This window comes from Niallia sp. FSL W8-0951 (assembly GCF_038006525.1).
Taxonomy (GTDB): Bacteria; Bacillota; Bacilli; order Bacillales; family Cytobacillaceae; genus Niallia; species Niallia circulans.
In genome coordinates this window covers 1,781,375-1,793,453 of the sequence record NZ_JBBOVK010000001.1, presented here as the reverse complement: position 1 = coordinate 1,793,453, position 12,079 = coordinate 1,781,375, and the positions used below count along the sequence as shown (strand labels likewise).

12 protein-coding genes are annotated in these 12,079 nt (G+C 33.5%); 10 read left to right on the top strand and 2 right to left on the bottom strand.

What is annotated here, in order from left to right:
- The first annotated feature begins 26 nt into the window (after positions 1–26).
- Together NSS71_RS08970 and NSS71_RS08965 are read left to right on the top strand one after the other, a co-directional pair.
- Positions 27–821 (top strand): thymidylate synthase, encoded by a 795-nt coding sequence (locus NSS71_RS08970; RefSeq protein ID WP_047940451.1) that lies wholly within the window; start codon positions 27–29, stop codon positions 819–821.
- The gene (locus NSS71_RS08965; RefSeq protein WP_047940452.1) at positions 818–1,306 is read left to right on the top strand and encodes a dihydrofolate reductase; all 489 of its coding nucleotides are present in this window, start codon (positions 818–820) and stop codon (positions 1,304–1,306) included. The genes NSS71_RS08970 and NSS71_RS08965 overlap by 4 nt, the downstream gene beginning before the upstream one ends.
- A gap of 647 nt (positions 1,307–1,953) precedes the next feature.
- Here NSS71_RS08965 and NSS71_RS08960 read toward each other — a convergent pair.
- Positions 1,954–2,679 carry a GntR family transcriptional regulator gene (locus NSS71_RS08960; RefSeq protein ID WP_095322281.1) on the bottom strand — a complete coding sequence of 242 codons (726 nt, stop codon included), beginning with the start codon at positions 2,677–2,679 and terminating at the stop codon, positions 1,954–1,956.
- A 263-nt stretch (positions 2,680–2,942) separates the two neighbouring features.
- Here NSS71_RS08960 and NSS71_RS08955 point away from each other — a divergent pair, with 263 nt between their 5' ends.
- The 5 genes from NSS71_RS08955 (at position 2,943) to NSS71_RS08935 (ending at position 6,631) form a co-directional block, all read left to right on the top strand.
- Positions 2,943–3,920 (top strand): SIS domain-containing protein, encoded by a 978-nt coding sequence (locus NSS71_RS08955; protein ID WP_095322280.1) that lies wholly within the window; start codon positions 2,943–2,945, stop codon positions 3,918–3,920.
- Between the two features lie 65 nt (positions 3,921–3,985).
- On the top strand, positions 3,986–4,414 hold the full coding sequence (locus NSS71_RS08950; protein ID WP_095322279.1) for a PTS sugar transporter subunit IIA: 429 nt from the start codon (positions 3,986–3,988) through the stop codon (positions 4,412–4,414).
- Between the two features lie 15 nt (positions 4,415–4,429).
- Positions 4,430–4,900, top strand: coding sequence for a PTS sugar transporter subunit IIB (locus NSS71_RS08945; RefSeq protein WP_095322278.1), 471 nt, complete (start codon positions 4,430–4,432; stop codon positions 4,898–4,900).
- A 95-nt stretch (positions 4,901–4,995) separates the two neighbouring features.
- Entirely contained in the window at positions 4,996–5,769 is a 774-nt protein-coding gene (locus NSS71_RS08940; RefSeq protein ID WP_095322277.1) for a PTS mannose/fructose/sorbose/N-acetylgalactosamine transporter subunit IIC, read from the top strand.
- A gap of 52 nt (positions 5,770–5,821) precedes the next feature.
- Positions 5,822–6,631, top strand: coding sequence for a PTS system mannose/fructose/sorbose family transporter subunit IID (locus tag NSS71_RS08935; RefSeq protein ID WP_217989367.1), 810 nt, complete (start codon positions 5,822–5,824; stop codon positions 6,629–6,631).
- Between the two features lie 175 nt (positions 6,632–6,806).
- On the opposite strand, the gene trhA is transcribed toward NSS71_RS08935, so the two are convergent.
- Complete coding sequence (gene trhA / locus NSS71_RS08930; protein WP_095322275.1) at positions 6,807–7,445, bottom strand: PAQR family membrane homeostasis protein TrhA; 639 nt, start codon at positions 7,443–7,445, stop codon at positions 6,807–6,809.
- Positions 7,446–7,644: 199 nt separating this feature from the next.
- Between trhA and ilvA the strand changes: the two genes are divergently transcribed.
- From ilvA to NSS71_RS08915, 3 genes are all read left to right on the top strand, one after another.
- The gene (gene ilvA / locus NSS71_RS08925; protein ID WP_047940454.1) at positions 7,645–8,910 is read left to right on the top strand and encodes a threonine ammonia-lyase IlvA; all 1,266 of its coding nucleotides are present in this window, start codon (positions 7,645–7,647) and stop codon (positions 8,908–8,910) included.
- Between the two features lie 256 nt (positions 8,911–9,166).
- The gene (locus NSS71_RS08920; protein WP_341151596.1) at positions 9,167–10,009 is read left to right on the top strand and encodes a DegV family protein; all 843 of its coding nucleotides are present in this window, start codon (positions 9,167–9,169) and stop codon (positions 10,007–10,009) included.
- A 416-nt stretch (positions 10,010–10,425) separates the two neighbouring features.
- Positions 10,426–12,024: an ATP-binding protein gene (locus tag NSS71_RS08915; RefSeq protein ID WP_095322274.1), complete on the top strand. Its 1,599-nt coding sequence runs from the start codon at positions 10,426–10,428 to the stop codon at positions 12,022–12,024.
- The last annotated feature ends 55 nt before the right edge of the window (positions 12,025–12,079 follow it).

Here is a 12,079-nt window from a genome sequence, read left to right as displayed (position 1 = left end):
ATTAATAAAAAAAGGGTGTTTAAAAAATGAGACAATATTTAGATCTATGTGAACATATTTTAACAAATGGTGTAAAAAAAGAAGATCGTACAGGAACTGGAACCATTAGTACGTTCGGATATCAAATGCGCTTCGATCTTTCCGAAGGTTTTCCTTTAATTACGACAAAAAAGCTTCATTTACGTTCAATTATCCATGAATTACTTTGGTTTTTAAATGGTGATACTAATGTGAAATACTTACAAGATAATAATGTCCGCATTTGGAATGAATGGGCAGATGAAAAAGGGGATTTAGGTCCTGTTTATGGTCATCAGTGGCGTTCGTGGACGACAAGAGAAGGGAATACAATTGACCAAATTTCGGAATTAATTCATGCCATCAAAACAAATCCTGATTCAAGAAGACTAATAGTGAGTGCTTGGAATGTAGGAGATATTGAGAAAATGGCATTACCACCTTGTCATTGTTTATTTCAATTTTATGTAGCAGAAGGCAAATTATCTTGTCAATTGTATCAGCGATCAGCAGATGTATTTCTAGGAGTGCCTTTTAATATAGCTTCCTACGCCTTACTAACACATATGATTGCACAAGTTTGTGATTTAGAGGTAGGAGAATTCGTGCATTCATTTGGTGACGTTCATATTTATACGAACCATATTGAGCAAGTAAAGCTGCAGCTTACGAGAGATCCTAAGCCGTTGCCACAGTTGAAAATTAACCCAAATGTAAAAGATATCTTCTCATTCGAATTTGATGATTTTGAAATTATCAATTATGAAGCCCATCCTCATATTAAAGGAGCAGTAAGCGTATGATTTCTTTAATTGTTGCCATGGATCGTAACAATGTAATAGGAGTAAATAATCAATTACCTTGGCATTTGCCGAATGATTTAAAGTATTTCAAAAGAATAACAACTGGGCATCCAATCGTAATGGGTAGAAAAACAAGGGATTCAATTGGCAGAAATTTGCCTAATCGTGAAAATGTCATCATAACGAGAAATTCTGCCTATCAGTGTGAAGGCTGCACGATTCTCCATTCTATTCAAGATTTTTATGAGTGGTGCAAAGAGAAACAGACTGAGGAAATTTTTATTATTGGCGGAGCGGAGCTTTTTGCAGAAACAATTAAGAAAACAGATAGATTGTATTTAACACAAATTGATCATGAATTTTCAGGAGATACCTTTTTTCCGGCATTAAATTGGCAGGAATGGAAGCTGGTAAGTGAAAAAAAAGGGGAAGTTGATGACCAAAATATTTACCCGCATACCTTTTTAGTTTATGAGAGAGTGTGAGAAGGGAAAAAAAGACTAGAACATAAGTATTCTAACTACCGATAAAATGGAGAAGCTTGGAAAAAACAAAATATATAATAGATAAAGCGAACTAGCTCTATTTTGTGGAGATATAAATTCGTTTCATTTCACTTCGTTTTTAAAGATCATTAAGGTATATTTTTTAGAAAACTAATATTGTTAGGGTAAAAATGGAGATGACTGAATACTCGTAGACTCCATTGGAAACTCCGAGAAAGTCCAGAACCGCAGGAATGAGGAGGCTTGGAGCTCGCCCCATGGTAAGCGAAGTGAATTCAGATTGCTGGTGATCACCACAAACCTTTTTACTTAAAATTAATAAAACCTCGAACAATTATACCAACTTTTCTTAGAATATACGTATAATTGTTCGAGGTTATTTGGTTGAAAATACTTTTATCCAGTTTTATTTTAATAAATATTGCTAGATATTGATACAACATGAAAGAAGTGATACTTTCAGGGCTTCAGAATGTATCGACGATTTATAGAAATTCACTGGAAGCCTGAGTATATGAAAATTTCTCTGCAACTAAATGATTGCTGCAATTCATATCTATAATTGTAGAAAAGGACTTGAATAGATTTTGGGAAGATAATTATTAAAAACTCCTACCCTAGGATAATCAATTGTCTTTTTTTATTGCATATTTAAATTTATCTCCGCGTAAAACTTGTTTGGAAATATGCAAGGGATTGTTATGTGTGTCATAAACCTTATCTTTTACCAACATGAGAGCAGAGCCCCGAGGTATATCTAATAAGTTGGATTCTTCCAATGTCGCATAACAAATTTCAATTGTTTTACTGCCTGTATAAGGGAGGATATTGTACTTATCTTTTAAAACTGCATAAAGGGATCCATTCAAATTTTCATCTTTTAATGAATCAAACTTTTGGGTGAAAAATACAGTTTCAATTCCAATCGGTAAATTATCCACAATCCGGAGTCTTTCGATAATTAAAATATCCTCTGGTTCCTTCAAATTAAAGAATTCTATTTCCTGCTCTGTAGCTTGACGATAATAAACTTTTTGTGTTTTGGTTGTTAAAGTTTTTCCAAGTGTCTCTACGTTGCTAGTAAAACTCATAAAAACTCTATTATTTTGTTTAAGCATTGGGGCAGCTACAAATGTCCCTTTTCCATGAATTTTAACAAGTAAATCTTCTTCTACTAATAGTGAAATTGCTTTTCTAACAGTACTTCTGCTTATTTCGTACATTTCACTTAATTCGAATTCTGAAGGAATACGCTCATCTTGTTTAAATTTACCCTCATAAATATCTTTTCTAATTGTTTCCGCTAATTGGTGATAAAGTGGTTTGCTACTAGTTATATTTAAATTTTCCATATAAATGCCTCACTAACAATTTTAGTTATATAATACCTAAAAATGCATACAAGTGCAAATGAGGTATTTTTAAAACTTGTATTCTGTTGTATTTAAAAATAGAGAGATTTTTCATAAAAAACAAAATGAAAACCATTTCCTTTGTAAAACTTGTATGCAGATATATCTAAAATATGTTTACATATAGTAAAGTATATGCTAATATGAACTTGTTCTTATGCAGACATCATAGGACATCATAAAATGAAAAGGAGATAGTTAAAATGAATGTTAACGAAATTTTAGTAGAGATTTTAGAGAAGAAAGAAAATGTTGGAATTAAAAATGTTGTTTGGATTGCAGCGGGTGGATCTAATGGTGGTTTTTATCCAGCACAATATTTTATGGATAGAGAATCAACAACCGTTCGCTCACAAATGTTTTCTAGTAATGAATTTGTTTATGCTCCGCCAAAATTTTGTGGTCAAGATACATTAGCAGTACTATGCTCAATGAGAGGAACTCCTGAAACAATAGAGGCTGCTAAAGTGGCCAAAGAACTTGGTGCTACAACAATTGGATTATATGTCGAACCTTCCGGATTAACAGAGACATGTGAATATAACATCCAATATGAGAGCATTGCGATTGATTCAAGTAAAACAGAAAGGGTCAATTCCAGTTTCGGTTTGCAGATTGCGATCACACTATTGCATTTATTGGAGGATTATGAGGGATACAATGATGCGATGGAAGCCTTTGAAATAGTAGATACTATTTATAGAGATGCTGTGGAATATACAACCCCTCTGGCAAAAGCTTGGGCGGAACAAAACAAAAACGAACAAAGTATCCACGTTATGGCAAGTGGTCCAGCAATGGGTTCTGCATACATATTCTCCATATGCAATCTAATGGAAATGGTGCAAAAGGATTCCCCTACTGTAAATAGCTGTGAATTTTTCCATGGACCGTTTGAAACTATTGATAAAAACACTTCGGTATTTTTATTAGCCTCTGAGGGAAGGGTACGGCCTGCGGATGAAAGAGCAATTAAGTTTTTAAAGAGATATGGCGGAGAAAAAGTATATGTCCTTGATGCTAAAGAATTGGGAATTAATAGAATCAAAGACTCAGTTTCTGAATATTTTAACCATATTTTATTTTCCCCTATTCTAAATAATGTGTTTCTAAGACAGTTATCTTATGCTACGAAAAATGATTATATGACCCGTAGATATATGTGGAAGGTTCAATATTAAGGGAGTTTTCTAGAAACTATTTTTATATAAATTCAGTATGTCATCTTTAAAAGGAGGTAGTCTATTTGAGGAGATTTTTACTAGCCTCACACGCCAATTTTGCAGAAGGAATATACGGTTCCTTGAAATTAATCATGGGAGATCAGTCTAATGTCGATTTTCTTTGCGCATATATGACAGAAGATTTTGACTTAAATAAGGAAATATCTTTCATTATAGAAAACTTAAAAACAGAAGATGAATTAATTGTTGTAACCGATCTCCTTGGTGGAAGTGTTAACAATGAATTTATGAACTATGTTAATAGAATGGATAAGAAAGTCTTCGTAGTATCAGGACTTAATTTAGGATTATTAATTACCCTGTTATCAAGACAAAATGAAGAGAAGGATATAGGACAACTTATTGTTGAATCAATAGATGAATCCAAGGAATCTATTTGTTTATGCAATAAAATCTTAGAAGATTCTCAAAATATAGATGACGAGTTTTAGAAATGAGGGAAGGTTATGATCTTATTAACAAGAGTGGATCATCGATTATTACATGGACAAGTTGCTGTTTCTTGGACGTCGATGCTTGGTGCAGATTGCATTTTAATTGCCAATGATGAACTAACGAAAAATGACTTAAAAAAAACAACAATGAAGTTAGCTAAACCGGCTAACGTTAAATTAGTCATAAAAAATATTGAGGATTCGATTAGAGCAATTCAAAGTGGAGCAACCGAAAAATATAAATTATTTATTGTTGTTGAATCTATTGAAGATGCTGCTAAGTTATCAGAAGCCATTCCAGAAATAAAGCAAATTAATTTAGGTGGAATAAAGGCAAAAGAAGGATCAAGAAATATTTCGAAAGCAATTAATGTCTTACCAGAGGAAGAAAAATTACTGAAAGAAATGCTGATGCGAAATGTGGAAATTGAGATAAGACAAATTCCTAATGATAAGAAAATTTTGGCCAAAAATATACTGTAATACATATAGAAAAGGGTATTCCTGCCCTTTTTTATATGCAAGCATTTAGTTTTTTGGGTGTTATTTAAATAAGCATTAATAAGGAGGGACAAATAGTGTTAGAGGTTATATTAATATTTCTCATTGCATGTTTTGGATATAGTGATTATTTTACAGGAAAAACATTACAAACACGCCCGATTGTTTTAGGACCTCTTGTAGGATTGGCATTAGGAGATATAGAAGCTGGATGTATAATTGGTGCCACTCTGGAGTTAGCGTTTATGGGGGCTGTCGGTGTTGGAGCGGCACTTCCACCCGAGGTCGTTTCAGGGAGTGTTCTTGGTACAGCTTTTGCTATTATTGGGCATAAAGATGCTGGGATGGCAGTCGCATTAGGATTACCGATCGCTATGCTTGTTATGATGCTCCGCAACTTTCTTTTTATCGCTATTGTACCGTTATTTGCAAATAAGGCAGATAAGTATGCGACAGAAGGAGATCTTAAAGGGGTAAGCAGAATGCATTGGTATGGTGGTATTTTTGGAATGTATCTTCCTTTAGCAATTTTGACCGCGCTTTCATTCTATTTAGGATCCAGTGTAATGGAAAATATTTTAAATATGATCCCAACATTCATTCAAGATGGACTATCTATTTCAGCGGGAATTCTGCCAGCACTTGGTTTTGCTATCCTGCTTCGGATGATTTTGAATAAAAAAATTGTTCCGTTTTTATTCATTGGTCTTATCCTAACAGCTTATCTTAATTTGCCTGTTCTTGCTGTAGCTATATTAGCTGTTTGTATTGTTTTCATTATGTCTCATACGAATGAAAAACAGATGGCTGCCGGAAATAATGATATGGAGGTAGAGGATGATGACTTCTAATAGGAGTAATGTTACTGATAATAGTTCTATCGAAAGGAAAGCGGATGAAACTATGGGAATTACTAAAAGTGACTTAAGGAAAGTCTTTTGGAGATCCTTACCTTTTGAAATTTCATGGAACTATGTAAGACAAGGACATATGGGATTTGCTTCCTCTATGATTCCTATCATTGAAAAACTATATAAAAATAACAAAGAAGAGAGAGCAAAGGCCTTACAAAGGCATATGGAATTTTTTAATATTACGGTTTATTTTTCAACATTAGTACTAGGTATTATAACAGCAATGGAAGAAAAAAGAGCAAGGGATCCCAAAAACTTTGATATCGATTCAATCAATAATGTGAAAGTAAGTTTGATGGGTCCATTGTCAGGAATAGGCGATTCAATTTTCTTAGGAACACTTCGCATTATTGCAGCAGGAATTGGGGCATCACTAGCCTTAAATGGAAGTCTTTTGGGTGCCATTCTTTTTTTACTGATTTACAATATCCCAGCACTTGGAATGAGATATTTTGGAATGATGAAAGGTTATGAACTGGGAGCGGGTTTATTAGATAAAATTCAAAAGTCGGGTCTAATGGAGAGGATTACAAATTCCACCGCGATACTAGGTTTAATGACAATAGGGTCAATGATTGCGACAATGGTTGTTGTAAAAGTACCTCTGAAATTTGGTTCTGGTGATGCTGTGACGAAAGTACAAGATATCTTAGACGGAATCATGCCTAGTCTCTTACCTATTGGTGTTACTTTTTTAATTTACTGGTTGCTTGGCAAAAAAATTAAGACAACTTGGCTGTTAATGGGAATTATCATTGTTTCAATTATTTTTGCATGGTTAGGCATCCTTGCCCCATAAAAAGTTTTTATCTTAAATCAAAGTGGCAGGGATTTGTTCCTGCCATTTTTGCAATAACCTTTTTTGAAGATAAAAAACCTATCATATTGATAGGTCAGACTGTGGACAAACTGAGATATGATTACTTCGTCACCTTATTCATAACGGAACATCAAGGAATGTTAAAAACTTGCTTCTATACATAAAGATACACACAAAAATACATTAAAGCACTCCCTGCTAATACGAATAGGTGCCAAATAGCGTGGAAGTAGGGAATCTTTTGCATGACATAGAAGATGCTTCCGATCGTATATAAAAGCCCGCCGCCTACGAGAAGCATAAAACCAGTTGTGCCAATGGCATGATATAACGGGACAATAGCCATTACTATCAGCCAGCCCATAATAACGTACAAAATGGTGGAAGTAACTATATATTTTTTTACATAATAACATTTAAAGACAATACCAATAATGGCCAAAGCCCATACGATTCCAAATAGTGTCCAGCCTAACCCGCCACGGATAGCAACTAAAACAAAAGGAGTATAGGTACCTGCGATTAAAAGATATATAGAAGAATGATCGAGTATCTCGAAAAAGTCCTTCACTTTCTCATGGGTAATGCTATGCAATAGGGTGGAGCATAAATATAGGATAATCATGGATGCTCCAAAAATAGAGAAACTGACGATTCTCCATGGGTTATCTGTTTCAACAGCATTAATGATCAGCATCACTAATGCAGGTATACTTAAAAGAAAGCCAATCCCGTGGGTAATACTATTTGCAATCTCTTCTTTTAATGAGAAATCTTTAATCGAAAAATTCATAATTTTATTCACTCCTTATCCCCTAATTGTAATGGATTTCTTTCATAAAAACAAACAATTGCCGAATACGCTGCAATCAGATAATTTTACGTGGTCAAAAAAGTTTAAAAAAAATGAAAATTTAAAATTTTGTTAGTGATAAAAGAATAATTCATGATATAATGTACAAATTAAAATGGTTAGAAATGAGGGTGTGGAAATGGAACAAAATGTAATGAAAAAATGGGTGCAATTGGAGGATATTATTATTGCATACCAAGGTATTAAAGACATAGTAGCCCATACTCCCTTACAAAAAAATTATCGGTTATCCGAAAAATATGATTGCAACATTTATCTAAAAAGGGAAGATTTACAGCATGTTCGTTCCTTCAAACTAAGAGGAGCATTTTATTCCATGAAGATGCTGGAAAAAGAGAAAATGAAAAATGGCGTAGTATGTGCAAGTGCAGGGAATCATGCACAAGGAGTGGCCTATTCTTGTCGTTATTTAAATGTGCATGGAAAAATATTTATGCCTGCAACAACTCCAAAGCAAAAGGTCACACAAGTTAAAATGTTTGGCAAAGAAAATGTAGAAATTGTTTTAATAGGGGATACTTTCGATGATTCATATGTAGAAGCAGTAGCGTGTGCAGAAGCGGAAGAAAGAGCATTTATCCATCCATTTAATGATGAAAATGTTATTGCTGGTCAAGGGACAATGGCAATCGAAATGATGAATGATATTGATGTCCCGATTGATTTTGTGTTTGCAAGTATCGGTGGCGGTGGCTTAATGGCAGGGTTAAGTACATACATGAAAAGCGTTTCTCCAGCAACGAAAATGATTGGTGTAGAACCAGCTGGTGCCCCTTCGATGAAGGAAGCCTTAATTAGAAATAAAGTAGTAACATTAAATAAAATTGATAAATTTGTAGATGGGGCAGCAGTCAAGAGTGTTGGACAAAAGAATTTTGAAATTTGCAGAGATTATGTAGATGATATCGTGTTAGTGCCTGAAGGCAAAGTATGTACATCGATTTTGTCTTTATATAATGAGCATGCCATAGTCGCTGAACCAGCTGGAGCTCTTCCAGTTGCTGCGCTAGACTTGTATAAGGAAAAAATAAAAGGCAAAAATGTTGTGGTTGTCATTAGTGGTGGTAATAATGACATTGATCGCATGCAGGATATTAAAGAACGCTCTTTATTATATGAAGGTTTATTATATCACTTTATTGTTAATTTTCCGCAAAGAGCAGGTGCACTAAGAGAGTTTTTAGATGATGTTTTGGGACCTGATGACGATATTGTTCGATTTGAATACGTCAAAAAGAATAATAAGGAAAGTGGTCCTGCACTTGTAGGTTTAGAACTGAAAAATAGGGATGATTACAGAGAATTAATTGAACGAATGGATAAAAAAGGATTTCCGTATACGGAAGTGAATAGAGATTCTAACTTATTCCATTTACTGGTCTAATCCATCTAATATGGCCATGCGCGTTGTTATTGAGCGCATGGTTTTTTGAGCATGCATTTACTTTTTAAAGCGTTTTGAGTTCAGTTATTTCGTCAGAGATTGTGATGCGATTCACAGGTTACGAAATGCTTAATTTGTGGTATAGTGGATAATAGATGCTCAAAAAAATACAAAGCAGCATAGGAATATAATAAAAATAAATGTATAATAAAGTAAGCGCTTAATTGAAAAATGAATGATTAATAGGAAGTGTGAAATGAAAAAAATCAAAATTGTAACAGATTCAACGGTAGATTTATCACAAGAAATTTTAGAAAAATATGAAATTGAGGTAGTATCTTTATCTATTTATGTTGATAACAAATCATATTTGGATCGAGTAGATATTTCACCAGCGGAATTTATCGATAAGATGATAGCAGCAGATGAGCTACCTAAAACCTCCCAGCCATCTGTTGGCACTTTTGTGGAAAAATATGATGAACTTGCAGACGAAGGCTTTGATATAATTTCCATTCATATGACTGGTGGAATGAGTGGGACAGTAGAATCAGCTAAAAGTGCCAGCCAATTAACAAAGGCAACCGTCTTTGTTGTAGACTCAGAATTTATTTCTAAAGGTTTATCTTTTCAAGTATTAGAAGCAGCAGAAATGGTAAAAAACGGGCATAACGCAGCCGAAATTTTGCAAAGATTAAATCATGTGAAAAAACATACGAAACTTTTTGTTGTAGTAGATACATTAGAGAATTTAATGAAGGGCGGAAGAATAGGAAAAGGGAAAGCGTTTCTAGGTTCTTTATTAAATATTAAACCCATTGCAACTCTAGAGGACGGTGTATATACACCTGTAGCAAAGGTACGAAGTCGTTCACAAGCAGTGAAATATTTAGCTAATGCCTTTGCGGAAGACAACATAGGAAAAAAGATCAAAGGGGTAGGCATTACACACGCTGGCAGCCTAGATGTTGCGCTTAAATTGAAAGAAGCAATAGAAAAGGCTACTGGTTTTAATAGAGTTGATATTGACTATACAACTCCTATCATTTCCACCCATACGGGACCAGGGGCAATCGGGTTTAGCTATTATATGGAATAATCATTCTTTTATTGTAGGATTCAGCAAAAGGCAGATTGCTGCTCGACAAAAAGAATGTTGTGGGTTATAGGAATATAAAAACAATAAAAGCCAAACAATCATAGGAACATCCTGTGATTGTTTGGCTTTTTCTGTCTAAATAAGTTATATCTGAAACACTTTGATTTTGTGAGGATAAATGTAGAATCCTCTTATTCATTAGAAGGAAAGAGCAATTCATACCTCCTCTTTTTTTAAAATTAGTGAATTAAAAAAATGGGGTAATTAAAGGGAATTTAAGTGAAAATGTCGAATCAACATATAAATTAAGATAACGAACATAAATAACGATATATAATTCAATTGTAATTGGGAGAAGTAGTTTCAAGTATAGTATGTCTTTTGTAACCAAGGAATATAAGAAATAGGTGGCCAGTATGATAAAAAAATATAATACTATTCCGTTTGCAAATAAATATCAAGTTGTTTCTTTTTTTCTGCCCTTTTTTCTTCTCATGCTTTTTGTAACATTCATATTCTATTACCAGTATAAAGAGTGGAAGACATATTTTGAAAAGGATGGGGAAGAAATTTTAACATTATTAAGTGATAATGTTTCCTTGCATATGGGTGAATCGAAAAGGACTGATTCTAAGCAACTACTTCATAATATAATCAACTCTCCAGATTTTAATAAAAGCATTTTGGAAATAAAGGAACGCATTTATATATCGGTATTAGCAGAAAATGAGAAGCAAAATCATATAGCTGTTATCTCACAGCAAAATCAAAAAATAGGAATTCATTATGTTGATAGACTAGCAGAAAATATAATGCCTGTATATAAGAGAACAATTACTATGCATGAAGTTCAGCACAGTAGCATATACAAACTTAATAAAGACCATTATAAGAGTTCCTTCATTCCTATTTATGATAAAAAAGGCCATTTGGTGGGCGTTATTGGAATGGAAAGGAAACTCAATGACCAGTTCTATTTTCTGAAAAAACTCGCACTTCAAATGATATTTTTCTTTTTAATTAGCTTTATCTTTCTGTTTATTTATATAAGAAACTGGTTAAATAAAATCCTTCACCCTATTAACAAAATGATGGTAGGTTTGAATGAAATAAGTGGTGGGAATTTTGATGTTAAAATGGAGATAAATGAGAACTCAGAATTACAAGGGTTGATGAAAAATTATAATGAAGTTGTTGCTAATCTTGCGTCTCTTTTCTATCGTTTAACCAATACTGCAAAAGAGCTTGGAACAATATCAAAGGATTTTCAACTAACTACAATGGAAGAAGCACTTATGCAAATGGATAATATTGTAGATTACTTGAAAATGAATAAGGAATTACAAAGAGCGGAGAAAATGAATGCAGTTGGTCAGCTTGCTGCATCTGTTGCTCATGAAATAAGAAATCCGATGACTGTCGTCAAAGGTTTTTTGCAAATTTTTTATGCAAAAGAACATATGAGTGAAGAAGAAAGAACATATATTAAATTAATGATTGAGGAAATGAATCGCGCAGAAACAATTATTAATGATTATTTATCTTTAGCAAAGCCTGATGTGGAACAATCACAAAAGGTTGATGGAGCAGCATTGGCAAATAAAGTCATTGACTTAATGCACTCTTATGCAATGATGGGCAAAGGTATTCACTTTAAAAAGAATATTCAACAAGTATACCTAGAAGCTAATAATAATGAATTAAAGCAAGTACTTATAAATATTTTAAAAAATGCAATTGAAGCAATGAAAAATGGAGGAACGATAACTATTAACCTTTATCCAGTAAAGAAATATGGGGTATTTGAAATAGAGGATACTGGAATAGGAATGACAGAAGAAGAGATAAACCGATTAGGTACTGCATTTTATTCGTTAAAAGAAAAGGGGACTGGGATGGGTTTAATGGTTTGTTATCAGATGGTTGAGCAGATGAAAGGACATATTGAAGTACAAAGCGAAAAAGGAAGGGGCACGTTATTTAGAATTTTCATCCCTCTCTATCTTAATGAGTAAAAAAAGTAATTCTCCTTACATATGGATGAATTTAGAGTTTCCTAAAAGAAAAAGT

What these genes read in the sequence shown, in the direction of transcription:
- NSS71_RS08970 (WP_047940451.1), top strand. Translation starts at nt 27, where the DNA reads ATGAGACAATATTTAGATCTATGTGAACATATTTTAACAAATGGTGTA.
- NSS71_RS08965 (WP_047940452.1), top strand. Translation starts at nt 818, where the DNA reads ATGATTTCTTTAATTGTTGCCATGGATCGTAACAATGTAATAGGAGTA.
- NSS71_RS08960 (WP_095322281.1), bottom strand. Translation starts at nt 2,679, where the DNA reads ATGGAAAATTTAAATATAACTAGTAGCAAACCACTTTATCACCAATTA.
- NSS71_RS08955 (WP_095322280.1), top strand. Translation starts at nt 2,943, where the DNA reads ATGAATGTTAACGAAATTTTAGTAGAGATTTTAGAGAAGAAAGAAAAT.
- NSS71_RS08945 (WP_095322278.1), top strand. Translation starts at nt 4,430, where the DNA reads ATGATCTTATTAACAAGAGTGGATCATCGATTATTACATGGACAAGTT.
- NSS71_RS08935 (WP_217989367.1), top strand. Translation starts at nt 5,822, where the DNA reads ATGGGAATTACTAAAAGTGACTTAAGGAAAGTCTTTTGGAGATCCTTA.
- trhA (WP_095322275.1), bottom strand. Translation starts at nt 7,445, where the DNA reads ATGAATTTTTCGATTAAAGATTTCTCATTAAAAGAAGAGATTGCAAAT.
- ilvA (WP_047940454.1), top strand. Translation starts at nt 7,645, where the DNA reads ATGGAACAAAATGTAATGAAAAAATGGGTGCAATTGGAGGATATTATT.
- NSS71_RS08920 (WP_341151596.1), top strand. Translation starts at nt 9,167, where the DNA reads ATGAAAAAAATCAAAATTGTAACAGATTCAACGGTAGATTTATCACAA.
- NSS71_RS08915 (WP_095322274.1), top strand. Translation starts at nt 10,426, where the DNA reads ATGATAAAAAAATATAATACTATTCCGTTTGCAAATAAATATCAAGTT.